13 protein-coding genes are annotated in these 18,404 nt (G+C 66.3%); 8 read left to right on the top strand and 5 right to left on the bottom strand.

Going from position 1 to position 18,404, the window contains the following annotated elements:
• Positions 1 to 795 carry an IclR family transcriptional regulator gene (locus AB0M83_RS06805; protein WP_364513530.1) on the bottom strand — a complete coding sequence of 265 codons (795 nt, stop codon included), beginning with the start codon at positions 793 to 795 and terminating at the stop codon, positions 1 to 3.
• A gap of 68 nt (positions 796 to 863) precedes the next feature.
• Here AB0M83_RS06805 and AB0M83_RS06800 point away from each other — a divergent pair, with 68 nt between their 5' ends.
• The 6 genes from AB0M83_RS06800 to AB0M83_RS06775 all read left to right on the top strand — a co-directional run bounded on the left by AB0M83_RS06800 (position 864) and on the right by AB0M83_RS06775 (position 11,968).
• A complete protein-coding gene (locus tag AB0M83_RS06800) occupies positions 864 to 1,982 on the top strand; it encodes a CapA family protein (RefSeq protein WP_364513527.1) in 1,119 nt (372 codons plus the stop codon).
• Positions 1,979 to 2,866, top strand: coding sequence for a polysaccharide deacetylase (locus AB0M83_RS06795; RefSeq protein WP_364513524.1), 888 nt, complete (start codon positions 1,979 to 1,981; stop codon positions 2,864 to 2,866). Before AB0M83_RS06800 ends, AB0M83_RS06795 begins: the two co-directional genes overlap by 4 nt.
• A complete protein-coding gene (locus AB0M83_RS06790; RefSeq protein ID WP_364513521.1) occupies positions 2,863 to 4,023 on the top strand; it encodes a M20 family metallopeptidase in 1,161 nt (386 codons plus the stop codon). The genes AB0M83_RS06795 and AB0M83_RS06790 overlap by 4 nt, the downstream gene beginning before the upstream one ends.
• Before the next feature lie 288 nt (positions 4,024 to 4,311).
• The gene (locus AB0M83_RS06785) at positions 4,312 to 4,452 is read left to right on the top strand and encodes a hypothetical protein (protein WP_364513518.1); all 141 of its coding nucleotides are present in this window, start codon (positions 4,312 to 4,314) and stop codon (positions 4,450 to 4,452) included.
• A 966-nt stretch (positions 4,453 to 5,418) separates the two neighbouring features.
• Positions 5,419 to 9,954 (top strand): hypothetical protein, encoded by a 4,536-nt coding sequence (locus tag AB0M83_RS06780; RefSeq protein ID WP_364513515.1) that lies wholly within the window; start codon positions 5,419 to 5,421, stop codon positions 9,952 to 9,954.
• 1,675 nt (positions 9,955 to 11,629) lie between these two features.
• Positions 11,630 to 11,968, top strand: a complete 339-nt coding sequence (locus tag AB0M83_RS06775; RefSeq protein WP_364513512.1) for a hypothetical protein — start codon at positions 11,630 to 11,632, stop codon at positions 11,966 to 11,968.
• A gap of 14 nt (positions 11,969 to 11,982) precedes the next feature.
• Here AB0M83_RS06775 and AB0M83_RS06770 read toward each other — a convergent pair whose 3' ends face one another.
• From AB0M83_RS06770 to AB0M83_RS06755, 4 genes are all read right to left on the bottom strand, one after another.
• A complete protein-coding gene (locus AB0M83_RS06770; protein WP_364513509.1) occupies positions 11,983 to 12,507 on the bottom strand; it encodes a hypothetical protein in 525 nt (174 codons plus the stop codon).
• Between the two features lie 996 nt (positions 12,508 to 13,503).
• Complete coding sequence (locus AB0M83_RS06765) at positions 13,504 to 13,722, bottom strand: hypothetical protein (RefSeq protein ID WP_364513507.1); 219 nt, start codon at positions 13,720 to 13,722, stop codon at positions 13,504 to 13,506.
• Between the two features lie 540 nt (positions 13,723 to 14,262).
• Positions 14,263 to 15,063, bottom strand: a complete 801-nt coding sequence (locus tag AB0M83_RS06760) for a hypothetical protein (RefSeq protein ID WP_364513504.1) — start codon at positions 15,061 to 15,063, stop codon at positions 14,263 to 14,265.
• 40 nt (positions 15,064 to 15,103) lie between these two features.
• Positions 15,104 to 15,796 (bottom strand): hypothetical protein, encoded by a 693-nt coding sequence (locus AB0M83_RS06755; RefSeq protein ID WP_364513501.1) that lies wholly within the window; start codon positions 15,794 to 15,796, stop codon positions 15,104 to 15,106.
• Between the two features lie 1,223 nt (positions 15,797 to 17,019).
• Between AB0M83_RS06755 and AB0M83_RS06750 the strand changes: the two genes are divergently transcribed.
• Positions 17,020 to 17,322, top strand: a complete 303-nt coding sequence (locus tag AB0M83_RS06750; RefSeq protein ID WP_364513498.1) for a hypothetical protein — start codon at positions 17,020 to 17,022, stop codon at positions 17,320 to 17,322.
• Between the two features lie 25 nt (positions 17,323 to 17,347).
• Entirely contained in the window at positions 17,348 to 18,190 is an 843-nt protein-coding gene (locus AB0M83_RS06745) for a hypothetical protein (protein ID WP_364513495.1), read from the top strand.
• Positions 18,191 to 18,404: the final 214 nt, after the last annotated feature.

Below are 18,404 nucleotides of genomic sequence, written 5' to 3'. Positions count from 1 at the left end.
TCAGTCGGCCGCGAGCAGGTGACTGATTTCGGCCGCGGCGGCCATGACCAGGGGCGCGAGGGTGTTCTCCTGGTCGCGGCGGTATCGCGTTTCCGGAACAGCGAGCGTGACCGCCGCAATCGGACGCCCGAGCGGGTCCCGGACGGCCGCGCCGATGGAGGCCACGTGCGGGCGGTACCACGAGGAGGAGCCGTTGAGCGCGTAGCCACGCTTCGCGGTCTGGGCGATCTCGCGCCGGAGCTCCGCGACGTCCGGCAAGGGGGCGTCGGCGAACTCCGCGAGCTCGCACCTCAGCAGTTCATCGACCTCGTCGTCCTCGAGCAGCGCCATGATCGCGGTGCCGCCCGACGTCGCGCGCAGCGGCACCCGCGTGCCGATTTCGAGGAAGACGCGAACGACCTGCGTGGTGTCCTCACGCGCGAGGATGACGAGACACTCGCCGTCGCGCACGCCGAGCATGACGGTCTCGTCGGTCGCGGCCGCGAGACGCTTGAGGACCGGGGCCGCCACGTCCTGGAGATCTCGCTCCCCTGTGCTGCGCAGTCCGAGGGCCAGCACCTTCCTCGTCACGCCCCACCGCGCGCGTTCGGTGTCCATGACCTTGAGCCAGCCGGCCTGCCTGAGTGTCACCAGGCAGCGCTGGACGGTGCCCTTCGGGATCTCCGTCACCCGGGCCAGTTCCGAGACCCCGATCGGTTGTCGCAGGGCGACTTCTTCGAACACCCGCAAGGTGGTCAGGACGCTGTTCATCGACCGGACACTGCCGGACGGCCGATCGGCTGCTTCCTCTCGCATGTCACCGAGCCTACCCGCAACTGGGCTACAATGCGATATGCCGTATCGCAATGTGAAACGGAGGGTCGATGGACCTCGTAGTGGTGGGAGACGTCGTCGCGGCGGGGCGACCGCGACGACGCGCGAGCGATCCGGCGTTCGGGCTGCTTCGCGGCGGCGACCTGACGATCGGCAACCTGGAGGTCCCGTACACCGATTCCGGGGTGCGTGCCGAGAAGCTGGTCACGATGCGGGCGCCGGTCGCGGGCGCGGCGGAACTGGCGGCACTCGGCTTCGATCTGGTCTCCTTGGCGACGAACCACGCGCTGGATTTCGGCAGCGAAGGGCTGCGTGACACGATGCGGGCGCTGGACGCCGCGGGTGTCCGGCACGCCGGGGCGGGTGCGACGATCGCCGAAGCGACCAGGCCTCGCGTCGTGTCCGCCGCCGGGCGGACACTGGCCTTCTTCAGCTTCTGCTCAGCCCTCCCGCTGGGCTTCAACGCCACGGCCGATCGTGCCGGGGTCGGGGCGATCCGGGTGCGCCAAAGCTTCGAGTTCGACAGCACGCTCCTCGACGAAACCCCGGGAATGCCGCCTTTCGTGCATTCGAGCGCGCACGAACCGGACGTGCGCGCGGCCGAAGCCCTGATCGAGAAAGCCAAGCAGCACAACGATTTCGTCGCGGTGGCGCTGCACTGGGGCGTGCCGTTCTGCTACCTGCCCGCGACGCAGGGCCCGCTGGCGGAATACCAGCGCCCCCTGGCCCGGCGACTGGTCGAAGCCGGCGCGGACCTCGTCATCGGGCACCACCCGCATTGCCTGCACCCGGTGGAGTTCCACGAGAACGGGCTGATCCTGTACTCCACCGGTAATTTCCTCTTCGACTGGTGCGACGGGTGGAACGCGGAATCGATGACCGTACGAGAAGACGCGCGCCCGGCCCCGCCTTACCGATCGGCCTTGCTCGAGGGCCCCTGGTTCGAGAGCGCGGTGTTCCGGATCCGGCTGGGCGGCACCGGCGGGCCTTCCCTGCGCCTGGACCCCATCGAACTCGATCCGGACAGCCGGCCGATCCCGCCGCGCCCGGAGGTGGCGGCCTCGATCCTCGCCCGGATCGCGGCGATGTCCCGGGAGCTGGATCCGTCCATCGTGGTCGATGCGGGCGGCCGACTGCGGCGAAACTTCGGAGAAACGGAGGAAGTATGAGTGAACCGTGGCAATGGGACGAACCGGTCTGGCGCGGGCACGTGGAGCGCGTTCGCGCCGGGCGTGCACTGCGGCCGGAGTCGTGGCCGGGCGGCGCCGAGGTGGCGGTGGCGTTGTCGTTCGACTCCGACCACGAGACGATCCCCCTGCGCGACGGCGAAGTGCTGCCGGGAAAGCTGTCCCAGGGCGAGTACGGCGCCAGGGTCGGTGTGCCCCGGATACTGAAGCTGCTCGACCGGTTCGAAGCACCTTCGACCTTCTTCATGCCCGCAGTGTCCGCGCTGCTGCACGACGGCGAGGCGAAGTCCTATGTGGACGCCGGGCACGAGATCGCCCTGCACGGCTGGATCCACGAACGCAACACCCAGGTGCCGCCGGAAGCCGAGCGCGAACTCGCTTTCCGCGCCGCGGACACGCTCGAACGCCTGACCGGGACCCGGCCGGTCGGCATCCGCACGCCATCGTGGGACTTCTCCGGGCATTCGCTCGAGATCATCCGCGACCTGGGGCTGACGTACGACTCGTCGCTGATGGCCGACGACGACTGCTACGAGATCGTCGCGGACGGCGAGCCCACCGGCATCGTCGAACTGCCGGTCGAGTGGATCCGTGACGACATGCCGTACTTCATGATGGAGCGCTTCGGGGCACAGCGGCCGTACACGCCGCCGCGCGGGGTCCTGTCGATCTGGCGCGACGAGTTCGCTCTCGCCCGTGCCGAAGGCGGCGTCTTCCAGCTCACCCTGCATCCGCACGTCATCGGGCATCGCTCCCGCGTCACGATCCTCACCGAACTGCTCGAACACATCGCCTCGCACGAAGGCGTCTGGTTCGCCACCCACGCCCAGATCGCCGACCACGTCGGAAAGGAGCTGTCACGATGACCGGAATCGAGCAGCGCGTCGAGCGCGCGTTCGAGCAGAACCTGGACTCGGTCCTGGAGCTTTCACACCGGATCAACGCCCACCCCGAACTGGCCTTCGAAGAACACGCGACTTCGGCCGCGCTCGTCGCGGCCCTGGAATCCGGCGGGTTCTCCGTGGAGAAAGGGGTGGCCGGCCTGCCGACGGCGTTCGCCGCCTCGGCCGGGTCCGGCGGTTTCGTGTTCGGTCTGTGCGCGGAGATGGACGCGCTCCCCGGGATCGGGCACGGCTGCGGTCACAACGTCATCGCCGCGTCCGCCGTCGGCGCCGCACTGGCGCTGGCCCCGTACGCCGGCGAACTCGGGCTGACGATCCGGGTTTTCGGCACTCCGGCGGAGGAGAAGGGGACCGGCAAGGAGATCATGGTCAACGAGGGGGTCTTCGACGGCACCCACGCGGCCATGATGGTGCACCCGACGCTGAAGGACGTCGTCGTCCCGCACCTGCGTGCCTCGCGCTCCTGGCAGGTCACCTACACCGGGGTCGGCGGCCACGCCTCGCGTCCCTGGAGCGCGTTGAACGCGGGGGACGCGACGGTCGTCGCCCAGACCGCGATCGGGTTGCTGCGCCAGCAGTTGCGCGACGGCATCCGCGTGCACCACGTCGTCAAGGAGGCCGGAGCCGCCGTCAACGTCATCCCCGACCACGCTGTCGTCGACTGCATGGTCCGGGCCGACACGATCGACGAGGTCGACGAGGTGTGGGAGCGGGTGCGGCGCTGCTTCGAGGCGGGAGCGGTGGCCACCGGCACCGGCGTCGAGTACACCGCGCTGCCGTCCATCTACCGCGAATTCCGGCACGATCCCGATCTGGCCCCGCTGTTCGAGAGGCACGCGAAGGCCGTCGGCCGGACCTTCCCCGACTACCCGGACAAGATGTTCGGTTCGACCGACATGGGCAACGTTTCGCTGCGCGTGCCCGCCATCCACCCGATGCTCTCCTTCGACCTGCCGCCCGAGGAGGGCAACCACACCGCCGCCTTCGCCCTCGCGGCGGGCGGCCCCGAGGGCGACCGGTTCGTCCGCGACGCGGGTTTGGCGATGGCTCTCACCGTCGTCGAGGCCGCCCGGTCAGGGCGGACCCGGGAACGGCTGATCGCCAGGGCACAGGCAGGCTGAGACCGGCAGGGCGCTTGCCCGATCGGCCTGACTCGGCCGGCGATCGTCTCCGAAGACTCCGGATATGGGCACAGGACGCGGACCGGCTCCCGAATCGGTGTTCGTCGCACAAGGTGCTCGTGGTCAAGGAACCAGCCACGGAGCGCCAGGCGTCGGAGATCCCGCCGCTGACATCGACCGCGGCCAGCTGGATCGGCGCGCGACCCGAGCTGGGCCGTTGGTCAGCATGCCCAGCACTAGGGGAACCGACCGGCGGAAGACGTCGTTGCCCGAGGGCTTGACCGGCGAATGGATGGTGGCCGAGCGAGGCCGGCTGCGCAGGCGACCGCGGCGACGCCGCCGACATTGAGCCCGATGCTGCTGGTCGCCGGGCTCGTCACCGGGATCGCCGTGCTGTGCCTGCTCCTGCTGAGCTCGCGGCAGGCGTGAATTCCTGTCCGGAAAGCCGGAGGGCGATATGCCGGCCGACGTCGCTTACGTATCCCGTGGTGTTTCAGCAAGAGCCGCGGCAACCTGCGGACGCGAGTTCACCGGGATCGGGTCGCCACCAAGGCATCGCGATGTCCCCTACAGCAGCCCGTGGCGGCAAGTCAAGAGCGAAGTGGACCGGAATACCTGAAGGCGGTACTCCGAACAGAGCAGCCGGATACCCACCTCCGGCCATGGCTATGATCCTGCACATCCTGTCACCACTTTGGGGATCAGTCCCGCGTATGTGAGTACCGCGCCGACCGTGGCGATCCTGCCCAGCCGCGACGGGATCCGCGGTGAACAGGTCGAGCCCCGGGTGGACAGTGCAGGTCGGACCGATGAGTGCGGACAATGTCGCGTTTCCGCCACCGAAGACGATACGAGTCGTCACGCTTACTTCCCCGGAGTTCCGTGATCAGTTCGAACGACATCCACCGCGCCGAACTCCGCCACCACCCGCGCCGCCACCGCGGCGGCCGCGGCCGCGGCATCGGCATCGGCATCGGCATCGGCGACGGTGTCGAGACAGGCACTCCCACCGCCCGGACGTCGGCCGCCACGATCGCGAGCTCCACCGGGCGCCGAACGACCACCCGGTTGCGGTGGCTCGCGACGTCGCGAGCCACCTGGGCGCCGATGCCGGAGGACGCACGACGATCAAGATCGTCTCGTCCACCAGCTTGGCCATCGCGGTTCTCCGGATTCAGTGCGCGGTCGCGCCGAGTTCGACGAGCAGCACACCCGCGGTGATCTCGCCACCGGCACTAAGCGACATGAACATGCAGGTCAACCTTGATGGGGATCGGTACCCGGTCGGTAAGACCCAGCACGGCGCACGTTCTGCCCGACCGCACCCGCACCGCCGTCGACTGCGCGGCCTAAGGCAGGATGCGGTGCAGACCCTGAGCGCAAGGACGGTTGAGGATGATTCGAGAACTGGAGTTCGCCGAGCCTGTCTTGCGCTGGTTGCGCCCTCGGAGCGGAGACGATCAGGAAGATCCGCCGTTCGAGCTGGATCACGACGGGTTCCTGCCTGACCCCGCGCACGTCGGGCTGATCCGGAGCGGCACGGCCATGATGCGTCCGGATGACGCCGTTGTCGGTTCAGGCGCGCTGGTATTGCTCGGTGAACCGGGCGCGGGGAAAACAACGACATTCTCCCAACTGACTGCCGTTGACCAGGGGGTCGAAGAACCCGAGCCGGGATCTCCGGGCACAGTCTGGGTAACTGGTTCGGAGATCAGCTCCACAGGTGCCCTCAGCGACGTTTTCGGCGACCATCTCGCAGCCTTGCCGCCCTCCGGAGCCGCGGAACCACCCACGGGGACGCTAACGATCGTGCTCGACCAACTCGACGAGGCGGCGAATGTGCACCGGCTCCCGGCGCGCCTGAAACGGGCTCTCAGCGGCAAGGACACACGAGCGCTTCGGTTCTTCATCGCGTGTCGGACCTCCGACTATCCCGAAAAGCTCACCCAAGTGCTGGAACAGGCGGTGGGTGAGTGCGTCGTCGCCGACCTTGCTCCCCTCACGCGTGACGATGCCGTCACGCTCGCTGCCGGCGCAGGAGTCAACGCCGAGGCATTCATGGACGCGGTCACCGAGGCGGGCGTGGGGACTCTTGCGAACGTACCTTTGACCCTGAAGGTTCTGCTCGCCGCGTTTCAGCAAGAAGCGAACTCCCTGGGCAAGACGCCGCGCGAGCTCTTCGAAATGGGCGTCACACGCCTGGCTGACGAGCCCGACCGCCAGCGAGCGACGGATTCGTTCACCGTCACCACCGTCGAGCAACGGCTCGTTGTCGCCTCACGCATCGCCACTCGCATGCTGCTTTGCGGGCAGCGCACGATCTGGTGTGGCGAGCACGCTCACTCCAGCCCAGATGACCTCACAGAAGGGATGCTGTCGGGTGGAACCGAGACCACGGCTGGCTCCTTTGAAGTATCGCCGGCCACAGTGGGCGAGACGCTCAAGACCGGTTTGTTCTCACGAAGCGGTAAGGACCGGATAGCGTTCGCGCATTCCTCGTTCGCCGCGTTCCTTGCCGCCAGGTATCTCACGTCCCGGCTCGCTGATAAGGCCACTGCCCGGCAGGGAATAGCCGGCGTCTTCCTCGTAGCAGCTCCCGATGAAGCAACCGCCAGTATTCCGATCCACCTTCGTGAGACTGCAGCGTGGATGCTCGCCCATGCACCTGAAGACCATCAATGGCTGGCTGCGGCCGACCCGGAAGGCCTGATTGCCCACGGTGCATACATCACCGACGGCAGTTCACGTGCCGTAATGGTGGAGGGATTACTGCGCCGCGCCGCCGAAGTGGAGCTCACTGATCGAGCATGGCACCGGACCCGGTGGATGCTCAAGCATCCAGGACTGCCCGGGCAGCTGCAGGCTGCGCTGGACGACGTCCTGGCCAATGGCTCTGACGAGTGGCAGAACTTCGCGGCGGCGAGGTCGGCGATCCGCTTCGCACGGGATAACGAGGTCGCTGAGGTCACCGACTCTCTTCTGCGACTGGCCGAGACGCCGGAACTTGCACCGGGCTTGCGCTACAACGCAATCAAGGCCTCGATGACAACCGATTCGCTCACGACTGCTCCGCGGCTGCGCGACTTGCTGGCGACCCTCGCGACCGGAGACGACCACGACGACAAAAGCGAAGAGCTCGTCGGGACCATCCTGTCCGTGCTGTGGCCCGCTCATCTTGAACTGGCCGACGTCATGCCGCACCTACATCCGGTCCGCGCGGAGTCGATGCTCGGTATGTATCGATGGCAACTGCGGAAGATTCCCGGCGCCGTCAGCGAGGCGGACCTTCCAGGTCTGCTTAACATAAGTGCCGGCCTCATCGACGAGCTTCTGAAGCCAGACGGTACGCACATCGCAAATCCGAGCCACCACCATGCCGATCTCTGGCGCAACTCGACGGTGGGAGAATCTCTTGCACCGGTATTCGACCGAATCACGTTGTCACCAGCTTTCGCCGAAAACCTGCCCACGTTGGCTCACCAGATGATGCGCTTACTCTCTGCATCAGCCACGTTGCCGTTCCCTCTTGGCGCCGATCTGATCGACGAGAGCGGAAACAGTACTCCCGCAAGCACAGAAGTCAGGCGGACGCTTGCTGAAGCCTTGATCTCCGAATTCACCGTGCAACACGCTACATTCGACCGCTACCGGGCCTACCAGATCACCTCTGAGTGGACGGCAGAACGTGGGGGACGAGCCGTTCCGCACGGCCTCCACCGCGGCGAGCGATCTCTATTGCTCAGCGATGCAGACTTCGCCTGGCTGATCGATCGAGTCGACGTACTTCGGGCTGATGGGGAGAACGAGAAGGCCGATGCGATGGGGACTGTCGCGGCCAGCGTTGCGGACCTGTACAACAGCGCGACCTTGGAACTGGCCTACACAAGGCGCAACACCTCCGAAGGGGAACATTTCCGCTGGGTCTTCGATGGGGTCGATCTCAACGGTAATCTCGCCAAGTCGATGCGCCTCAATGCACCGAAAGAGAAGAGCTGGGAGTACGCGGACACATTCGCGACTGAGCAGATCGAACGCCTGCAGGCCGCCGTCGCCGGGGACTCCGACGCCTTCTGGCAGCTGGCTCGCTACCTGCGAGCGGATCCGGCCACTGGCGAGTTCAGCGGTTCCGACACCTATGACCCACGCTCTCTTCCAGGCGCAGGTCTGTGGTCACCCGACGAGTTCGTTGCGACCTTCAACGCCGCAGCACGTAGGTTCTTGCACATCGAACACGACCATCGCGCCGAATGGTTGGGAGCCCAGGTCATGGACTACCGCGCCGAGGCTGGCTACGCGGCGCTCATCGTTCTCTACGAGAGTGACGGCCTCGACGATATGGCGGACCGCTGGGCGGCTTGGGTCGGAGTCGTGCTCGACAAGGCGCACCGCGTCGACGTACAGGGCGAGTCCTCACTGATTCGTGACCTGATGTCCCGCGTCGCAGCTCACGCGCCGATTGAACTCACCACCGCAATCCGCCAGCTAGTGGCCGCAGCACTTTCCCGGGGCGAGGCGCCCTGGGCGCTGCCGGCAATCGCGTCGCTGATGCCCGTCGACCTGCACGCCGCCCTTGTGGCGCTGGCACGTGACGTAGGCGCAGTGCTCCGTGAACCGGCCAGTCCGACCGAGCTCGGCCAGCTCCCCGACACGCTCGAAGCCAGAAATGCCGCAGTCAAGACCTGGACCGACCTACTGCGTGAACCCCTCCTTGCCAACAACGACGCTGCCCTGGAGAGGGCACAAGAGGTGCTTGCTGACAACCTGACCGGCGGCGAGGAGCAGCGTTTGGTCGTCGCGGCCGGCCAACTTCTTCTGACATCAGACCCAGAGAGGTTCTGGCCTCGGATTCGCGAAGCCGTGACCGCGTCCTCCGAGCTCTCGCACGATGTTGCCCTGGCGTGCGCGTCAAGCTACCGCACAGACGCGGTTACGGACTCTCTGCACGAGGACGCCCTCATCGAGGCTTGGCGCTGGCTGGCAGACGTGTTCCCGCTGGAGAACGACGTGTTCCAAAGCGGCCCCGTACCCCCCGAACGATCCGGCCACGACTGGCGCAGCGCCATACTCGAGACGCTGTCACAGCTCGGCACTCAACAAGCCGTGCTGGGTATACGTGGCCTCGTAGACAGCTTCCCAGACAGCCTTAGGATCCGATCAGCGCTGATCTCGGCTCGACGCCGAGCGCAGGCCAGGGCAACAATCCTGCTGAAGCCACGGCAGGTCATCGAGCTCTTGGCGAACCCGCACCGGCGTGTCGTCCGGACCGCGCTACAGCTGGCCGAGCTGGTCATCGACGTGCTTTCCGAGATCGACCGTGACCTGCCGAGTCACTCGAACCTCCTATGGGACTGCGAACGTGCGCCGGTACCGACGGGATCTCCCAGCGGTACCCACCGTCCTCTGGTTTGGCGGCCTAAACCCGAAGGAACGCTCGCCGCATACCTCGCTCACGAACTCGAGATCAGACTTGCCCGACGGGCCGTTGTGGTCAACCGAGAAGTCGTCATCAGGCCTACGGACGCGGGCGACTCGGGTGAGCGCCCGGACATCCTCGTGGAGGGGATCTCGCCCGACGCCGAGTTCGAAACGGCGACCACGGCGAGCGTCCCCGTCGAGATCAAGGGCTCGTGGCACGAGGAGGTTCTCACAGCGCAGCGCACTCAGCTTGCCGATCGGTACCTACCCGCTGAGAAGACCGATGCAGGAGTGTATGTCGTCGGTTGGTATCCGATCGATCAATGGAACGCGGAAGACAGCAATCGAAGGGCAAAGGCGGCGAAGTTGCCCGTAGCTGAGGAACTTCTGGAGACTTTGCGTGGCCAGGCGGCCGAGATCCTTGAGAAGGAAGGACGACAAACGCTGCCGTACGTGCTCAAGATCGGTAGAGCGATGCCCGTCCCCGGTTCGGCGGTGCGCCACGGCCGGAGTTGATCGTGACTAGCCTGGATCCACCGAGTTGACTTTGTCCGGACAACCGGGGGAAGGTCACGAGGCCTCGGCGTCCCACCAGTCTTCGACCGACGAGACCGCCTCACCAGAGCCCTTCGGCCCCATACCGCACGCGCTCGCGGAAAGGACGTCGGCTGGCGCCGCTGCCCCATGGCGGTTGGCAAATGGGTTGGATCACCGTCACTATCGAGTCGTTTCCGTAGGCACTGGGCCACTCAGGTAGGCGCAGCGCGCTGTGCCTGGACGGCAACCTCATGCCTGCCATCCCTGCAACGCCCTGGCCAATGGGCGGCCGCGAAGTATCCCGGCGAAGCGCCGACCGTCTACACCCGCTCGCCGGAGTTTCGGACGTGGCTGTATCACATGGCGCAGAGTAGTGCGACCGCTGTGGCGTAGCTTGATGTGACAGTAAACGCCGGGCCATCCGGTGCGGATGGCCCGGCGTTTGCATGTGCGAGGTCACCCCGTAACAGCCTGGGAAGCGGCACCGATCTATCGGCATCGACAGGCGCGGCAGACTGGAGCAAAGATGGCGGACGAACCAGAAGATCAAAAGGATGCGCCTCCGGCATCGGACACCTCTGCACCGCGTCGCCGGAAGTGGAGGATACCGGCCGTAATCGGTGCGGCCATACTCACCGCAGCTGGAACTGCTGTTGCTGCGATCATCAACAGTTTGACGAACAAAGCGCCCGACCCCACACCGCCGCCAACCGTGCCAAGCTCGACAGCTACGAGTACTTCAGGGACAGCTCCCTGCAATGGTTTTCGGGTGGATGTGCTGTATCCGAGTGAAACTGGGCCACAACCAAAGGTTACGTTCACCATTCGTTGCGCACCAGAGGCCGGCCGGGAGTTCGTGCGGGTAATCGAAGCGGAGGATATTGGGACTGACCATCATAAAGAGTTCTACCCGAAAGACGTGCTACCGTCACAACCTGGAGCCACGGTCACCTACTCCATTGACGTCAGTAAAGACAAAATTGGTGATACCAACTGTGTCTACGCCGTCAGTGTTACGCCTGACCAACTAGAGCAAATCCAGAGTAATCTTGATTCCCACAACTTAACAACGAACCCTTTGCCTGGCGCACAGCGCGAATCGCGTGACGCCTGTGGGCGGCGACAGTACTAAAGGATGTCTCGTAACCCGGTTCCGGGCCGGTAGTCGATCATGTTGGTGTGGTACAGGCGTTCCAAGCGTCGCGGCCGGAGTGGATTGCACGGTTCACCGGGCTGGAGCCGGCCAGTTCCGCAAGCTCGCGCGGCTGGTCGCGAAGCGAGGCGAGGACGAGATCGCTGGCGGCTCCCCGCAACCCGGAAGAGGTCGCCGCGCACCACGACCCGCGGTGGCCGGATCGGCTCGGCCACCGTCAGGGAACCAGGAATTGATTTGGGTGGACGGAGGTGTGCGCGGCAAGTCTGGTGCTGGCGCGGATACCTGCCGGCGACCGGCTGACGATGCCCTATCTGCATCCGTAGCCGAAATTCCGCCTCGGTGGCCGGCGGGACGCCGCCGACGGACTGCTGCACGTCCTAGACGGGCGCATCGGCGTGCTGGAGACCTGGTCGAGGAATTCAATCAGGTGCGGGAAGCCCTCGGCTTCGAGGGTATTCCGCGCCACCTGCTCGAGTGCGACAGGGCCTCGAACAGCAGGTGAGCGTGTATCGCGGCCCGGTCACCAGCCGGCGCGCCGCCTGGTCGTGGAACGACTCCCGTGACGTCGCCCGCGCCTACGCCGCGGGACGGCTTCGGCAGGCAGGTCCCGGAGCGGTCTGGACCGCGCTGGTCGAACCCGACCGGCTGCTGGTCCCGGGTGTGAACGATCTGCTACTGGCCTCGGCGGCATGCCGCCGAGGTTCACTCCTGGACGCGCGGCATCCCGTTGGAGACCGGTTCGTCGGCGAGCCGGCCGTCGTCACGCACTGCGTGCCCCGGCACCGCCTGCGACCGTTGGACCGTATCCGCAAGCACCGCGAGGACAGCCGCCACTAGACCCAAGGCCGTCGTCATTTGCCCCGCGCGATGTCAATCTGGAGCTGGATCGCTTCGTCAACCTCATGTGCGAGTCCCTTCACCTGCTGCTCGATCGGCTCGAACGCATCTTCGAGATCGGCGAAGGCAGCGAACGCCGTCAGGTCGTCGGTCTCGGTGGCCAGATCCGCGGCAGCCTTCCGCCAAGCCCGAAACTTCGCCATGTTCACCGGCCGCGCCCACTTGCGATAGTCATCGACGGTGCGCCGCACATGATCGAGCGGATCGCCGGGCTCAGGTGCCTGGATCATGCCAAGCACGGTCAGGAAATCCCAGCCGGGGTCAATCGTGTCGTTGAAGAACGAGACGCACTCCTCCACCATGGCCTCGATCTCGTCTAGGCGGTAGGCGACGTGCTCGGCGAGGGCCTCGCCCAGTCCCATCTGTTTGCCGATGCCAGAGCCGGCGAGCAACTCCCGCCCAATATATGCCTGTGCATCCATTCCGAAGCCGAAACTTGTCTCGCCCGGCTTCAGGTACTTCTTCAGCGTGTCGGGCACAACCGACAACCTCATGATGTGTACCGGGATTGTGGTCATCATCGTGCACACCAAGTAGATGTAGATCCTGTTCGCACTGGCCAGTGTGGCTGGGCGCAGCTGGTCTCGGTGGTAGGGTCTCGTTGCGGTACTTGTGCAGCTTCTTCAAGACCCGCGCCTGGGATAGGTCGATGATGTTTTCCCGAACCAGTAGGTCACACTTCGGATCGAATTCCTTATCGATCTTGTTGCGCTGAGTCTTCGAGAACACCTTCCCGCGCAACTCGTCGATGTGCTTCTGGTCACCGAACCCGTCCGCTAAGGCCGCTTCGGCGTGCTTCAGCATCCCCTCGTATTTCGCGCCCCACCGCAGCAGGTAGTCGGTCTCGCGATACATCAGGAGCTCGGCAGCGGAGTCGATCATCATCAGGCCCAGCCGAAGGTGAGGTTCATCCGTCGCCGTGCCGAAGCGAATCGCTTCTTCGACGTGCACCACGAGGCGCTCAAGCTTTTCCACGGCATGAAGCGTGCCAGACAGCGGTCGGGGCAGCTACCTGTTTGCCGGTTACACCCGTCAGCCCGAACTCGTCTCGCAGACCGTTACCGGGGAGCAGGATCCAGTCGGGACCGGCCTGCCGCACTGTCGGACGGTGTCGAACCTGCAGTCCAGGAAGCGCCGCGGCGGTCGATCTGAACTGCGGGCAGCGTGTGCCTGGCCGTCGTGATACGGACCGGGCGATCTTGCTCGACCGCCGGAGGTCAGCTGCGCAGCGGTCTGGGTCTTCGTCGCAACCTGGCTGGGTCGCAAATCGACCGCGAAGACCATCGAGCACGTCGGGGACACGATCTTGTTCGCCGATCTGGACGACGAGCACGACAACGCCACGATGCCCTGCCGGGCGCGCTGGTCGGCAGCCCGATTCCGCCGGTCCTCGCCCGCGCGATCCTTGCCAAGGTGGCGTCGTGACGCCTCGAAGAGTCCGCCTCTCCCACAACGGCGGACTTTTCGCGCGGCCCTCACGAACCCGACGCCTTCCCGAAGAGCGACTTCACGAACTCGGCCGCGGCCCGGACCAACTCCGGATCCTTCAGTTCCAGGGAAAGCACGCCGAACGTGAAAGCGCCGACGAGCGCGAGCACCGCCATCACGGGCGCTCTTCTCACGAGCGCAACCACCACCCACGCGCAGAACAGCACGAGCATCACGCTCGCTGCGATGACACCGACGAGATCCACAGCCGTCTCCTTGCATCCTGACTGGCACACGGGCACGAAGGACCCACGTCTTCAGGGATTGGATGGAAATTCGCGATGACAGACAGCCCAATCGCGGTGCCGCCTTCGGTCTGGCCATTGCCGAAGCCGACGACGTCCGAGACGCTATCTGCCGCCTGGAGGGCATGGGAGATACTTACGGAAAAGTTATAATCGAGCACGAAACGTATTCAGCTGCTGAGGCGCGCGCACTAGTGAAGTCGCGTAGGCCTTCACGGAATGCCCGGCTTTCACTCAGAACACCTCCAACTCCATGGACGTTTTCGACGGCCCGGCGGATGAGACGTGGCGGCCCGGCAACTCAGCATCCGCGCGCTCGGAATCGAATGGGACTCCTCCACGTGCGCAACCCGCCGAGAGACCGGGCTGCTCACCATCGAAGATGACGTCCGCGACTATGACCCGCTCCGTTTCCACTGCGCCCTCGGATTCATCGCGTCCCGCCGTGCCGGACCTTCTCCGCGGCGAGGACGGGCGCTGCAGCAAGGGCGCCGAACGGCATCAGGCCTCGGTGAGCCAGCGTCGCCACGCTGCTGGATTCGTGCCGGCCTCGAGCGGGATGCCGAGCTGGGCCAACGCGCCCGGATAACGATCCTCGTAGACGGCGTTGACGGCAGTGGCGTACTCGGCGCGGTGCAGCAACCACGCCGCCGGCAGCCTCCGACACCGCAGAAGCTCGCCCCGGTCTCCGGTGAGTTCGCCGCCGATGACCCCGCGGCGCAACAGTCCGGTCACGAGCTCCGTTCGCTCCCGGATCCGACGCTCGCAGGAACGGGTTCTCGTACCGTCATCGGGGTCCATGGCCAGGAGGTCACTGATCCGAAACGATGGCGGGACTGCTTTGATCTCGACCGCGGCGGCCAGCCAGGGCAGATCGAGCATCCGGGCCATGTGGACGCGATGGTTGCCGTTATAGCCCACGCGGTAGAGCGGGCCGGCCCAGCCGGGAGCCATCATCAGGACGATCTTGGGGGTGAACAGCTTGGCGGTGAACGCGTCCACGTCGTTGGCGCCTAGTAGCCCGATCGCGATGTCCAGCGGCGTTTCGTCCCGGTGCCCGCCGAAGTCGCCCCACACGGGGTGGCGGGTGCCGACAACCAGTCGGGACAGCACCCACATCACCGTGTTGGCGAAGCCGAGATGGTCATGGTTGGCGCCTGGCGGGAGGGTGGTGAGCACCTGGTGGTGACGCAGGCGCTGCGGGCGGGCTGCATTAAGTTCGGCGGCGCGCTCGGTGAGGAATCCCTCGACGTCCGCGGCGCGGCGGCGAAGCGCGTCACGGGCATTCTCGACCGCGGTCACGTGCTCGGCATAGGCCGTGCCGCGGCGGTCCAGCAGCTGCTCAACCGACGGGCCCTCGGGGGGAACGGTCGGCGTCCGCGACACTCGAGGCGAGTGGCATAGGGGAAGCCGGTGGATCAAAGACGACTTTCGGCAGCCGGTCGTGGAAGAACCAGGCCAGGGTGTCGGCCGCCGACGCGGCAGTCGCCGCGCTCCCCCAGAACTTCCACGGCGCAACTTCGCCGGCCTGGGAGGTGGTGGTGGCGACGAAACCGCCGTGCTCGTCGATGTCAACGGTCCACGTTGGCGCCTCGGGCAACGGATTCCGGCGCATGGATTCGAGATCGGCGTCGACCGCACGGGCGCGGTGGAGTCTGGCCTGCAACTGAAGGTCGTCGATCGTGGCATTCGCCTCGAGAACTAGCCCGTCCAGGGCGTGGACCTCGCACATCAGCTCGTAAGCGCTGTTGATCTGCGAGCGCAGGTCCCGTGCCGACTCGATGATGGCCGAGACATCGAAGGCGACCCGTTCGGACTCGAGCAGGGCCAGAATCCGATGCGCGTGATCGGACGCGCCCAGCAGCGCATGCCAGAGGTAGTCCCAATCCGGCTCATCGCCGGACTGCTCCTCGGACGTTGCGTCTCCGGCGTCGGTGCCGTGCACACTTTCGGCCAGAAAGTGGCCGATTTCCTCGCGCTCATCCTCCTCCAGCAGCCGTGCAAGCCCAAGGACCAGCCGCCCGATGGCGGTCACGAGACGCCAACCCAGGCGGCGAGCCCCACCACGAGCCCGATCCGGGCCGTTAGCACGCCGATGCGGCAGTGCGGTCCAGGACCGGACCCGACGCGCGGATTCTCCGTCCCGGCCGGGTCGAGGACGTGAGGGTCGGCGACGCGGCCCGGATAGCGGTCGCCCACGGCCGGCCATAGCGTCATCGTGTCCCCGGCAGGAGTCGTGATCCCGCAGTTCGACTGGAGACAGCTCCCCATCACGAGTTCGAGCCATCCATCCTATCGTGCGCTTCCCCAACCGGGAGCGACCGGCGCACCTCCGCCGTGGGCCGGTCTGGGTACATGACGGCCGACACCGCGGCATCGTAGGCATCGTCGAGTCCGGCTTCCCTTGTGCCGAGGATGCTTTCCCAGTCGAATCCCATGGACGAACCCTATCCATACCCTTTCAGGACCCGGGCGATGCGGGCGTTCGCCCATCGGCCCGGGCGAAGACCACGGCCCCCTCCTGCGACGCGAGCGCCGCGGTTGGCCGACAGGCTTCGGGACGACCGGAGGGCTCGGAACGAGCGAGTCCTCGGCCACGGCCCCAATCGCGCGTGCACAAGGACCGACAGAGACGACCGGTGCATTCAGCTATACCGGTCGATGCAGCCCGGCGGCTCTAACGCGGGCAGGAGCTTCCGGTGGCTGGACCAGTCGAGCCAGTCGGGCTCGGATCGTCGTGCCTGTGAGTCTCGCGACGGCACCGTTACGCCGCTGCCCAACGCCCGGACTGCCCCCGCGCGACCAGCCGTCGTTCGTGCCGAGCACCTCGAGCCATGACCGTACTGCGCATGCTGGGCATAGGTGTATCCGAGGGCTGGCACCGGTCCGGCGCCGGGCGCTATGAGGTGTGCCAGAGGTCTTGTACCGAGACCCGACCGATAGGTGGCCTGTTCGAGGTCTCATCCTCGGCGCCACTTGGTCACGTCGGGGACCACAGCTGGGTTGTGAGACGCCCTGGGACTGATCGAGGTCTTCGGCCGGTGCGTTCCGGGTCGTTCGCCGACTGGCGAACGACGAGAACCCGGTTGGCGTGGCGAAAATTGTTGCCGGCCGAGTTCGACGCGACGCATCGATCGGCCGAAGCCGTGCGGGCCGGACGCTACCTCGCCGTCTCGCTGTGGCTGTGGCCCGGCTGTCGTCCGGTCCGCTCCTGCCGGCCCGCTGCTCGGCCGGGCACTCGCTCCGACCTGGTCAGCTGTGGGTGGTCGTCGTCCCGCCGGGCTAATCCAGCTGCGGTGGGGCACCACGATCTACTGCCAGGTCCAGCCGTCGCTGTGCCCGGCCGCTCGGCGCGGTCTGCGGGACGTCGAAGCCCGGCACCACCGCCGCGGAATCGGCCGCGTCCTGGCCCGCGCCGCGGCCGCCCGCAGGGCCGGGTTCAGCTGGAGAGCCACCCGTCGGCGCCTTCCTCTGCGCAGCGTTATGCCGGTGAGGGCTCCGCTGATGGACGCGTCGCCGGTGCCGGTGGGCGACCCGGACGTCGAGAGCCGGCTGTTCTGATCGGCGGCGATGGCATGCTGCAGCGATGACGGACAAGAACCCCGCTGGTAGCCACATTGTCGCGATCGCACACCAGACGGTGTGGGCGGCGGTCGGCGAGGTCGTCGGCGCCCTCGACGTCGAAGGGGCAGCCCGGCTCAAGGTGCGTTCCGGGGAACATCTGGCCGTAGTACTGACCACTGCGTTCCTCGGCTCGCCGCCGATCTCGACCGACCTCGACGGCGGCACGGACCTGGTGTTCGATCTCAGCGAAACGCCGCCGCAGTGGGCGCCAGCGATGATCGGCCGCGGCGATGCACGGTTCGCCGACTTCGAAGTGAAGTCGTTGCCTGGTCAGGTTCGCCTGTTCGACGCCGCCATCGAGCGTGCTCTGGCACGCGGCGAGGAACCGGGCGAACCGACGATAATGACCCGGATCGTGTCGGTGAACGACGTCGTGCACGCTGGCCGCGGAATGCTCGACAAGGCAGCCGAGCAGCTGCACAGGAAGTCTTCCCCGGAGCGTGCGCGCAACATCTTCCTCATCGCGCACATGCTGGATTACATGTCCGTCGAGTTCCTCGACGTCGTTATTGCCCACCACCTCGAGCCGCTCACGGACTTACCTGAAGACGTTGACGCGGTTTGGATGCTGTTCGCGCCTGTGCACCTGGTCGTCTGGTCGGTGGCCGAGCAGCGCTGGACGACGTTGTTCTACACCGCTGCAGCACCTGGTCAGGAGCTTCCCGGCGCCGAAGACGAGGTCGACTTCCTGATCGCCGTCGACGATGAGTTTCGGCGGCAGATTGGCGACGACTTACCCTCGCCGTACGCATTCAAGCTCACCACCTCTCGCCCGGATGACGACGGCGGCAACGTCGCCCCATAGGCACACCGCGTCCGGCCCCCGTCTCGGTAGCTCCGACCGTCCCAAGTGCGCAGACCCCGGAAAATCCGGGTCGCCGACGACCCGCCCGGGACTGTTCCAAGATCGGTGTTTCCGGCCCGACACGCCGGGCTGAAGTCCGGCGGGATGGGCACGGTGAGTGATGACATCGGAGCTTGTGAGTCCACGCAAGCGTGAGTCCAAGCCGGCGCGGGAG

The organism is Amycolatopsis sp. NPDC051106, from assembly GCF_040682775.1.
GTDB lineage: Bacteria > Actinomycetota > Actinomycetes > Mycobacteriales > Pseudonocardiaceae > Amycolatopsis.
This window is presented reverse-complemented; position numbering and strand designations above follow the sequence as displayed.

What these genes read in the sequence shown, in the direction of transcription:
- AB0M83_RS06745 (WP_364513495.1), top strand. Translation starts at nt 17,348, where the DNA reads ATGACGGACAAGAACCCCGCTGGTAGCCACATTGTCGCGATCGCACAC.
- AB0M83_RS06790 (WP_364513521.1), top strand. Translation starts at nt 2,863, where the DNA reads ATGACCGGAATCGAGCAGCGCGTCGAGCGCGCGTTCGAGCAGAACCTG.
- AB0M83_RS06795 (WP_364513524.1), top strand. Translation starts at nt 1,979, where the DNA reads ATGAGTGAACCGTGGCAATGGGACGAACCGGTCTGGCGCGGGCACGTG.
- AB0M83_RS06780 (WP_364513515.1), top strand. Translation starts at nt 5,419, where the DNA reads ATGATTCGAGAACTGGAGTTCGCCGAGCCTGTCTTGCGCTGGTTGCGC.
- AB0M83_RS06805 (WP_364513530.1), bottom strand. Translation starts at nt 795, where the DNA reads ATGCGAGAGGAAGCAGCCGATCGGCCGTCCGGCAGTGTCCGGTCGATG.
- AB0M83_RS06800 (WP_364513527.1), top strand. Translation starts at nt 864, where the DNA reads ATGGACCTCGTAGTGGTGGGAGACGTCGTCGCGGCGGGGCGACCGCGA.
- AB0M83_RS06785 (WP_364513518.1), top strand. Translation starts at nt 4,312, where the DNA reads ATGGATGGTGGCCGAGCGAGGCCGGCTGCGCAGGCGACCGCGGCGACG.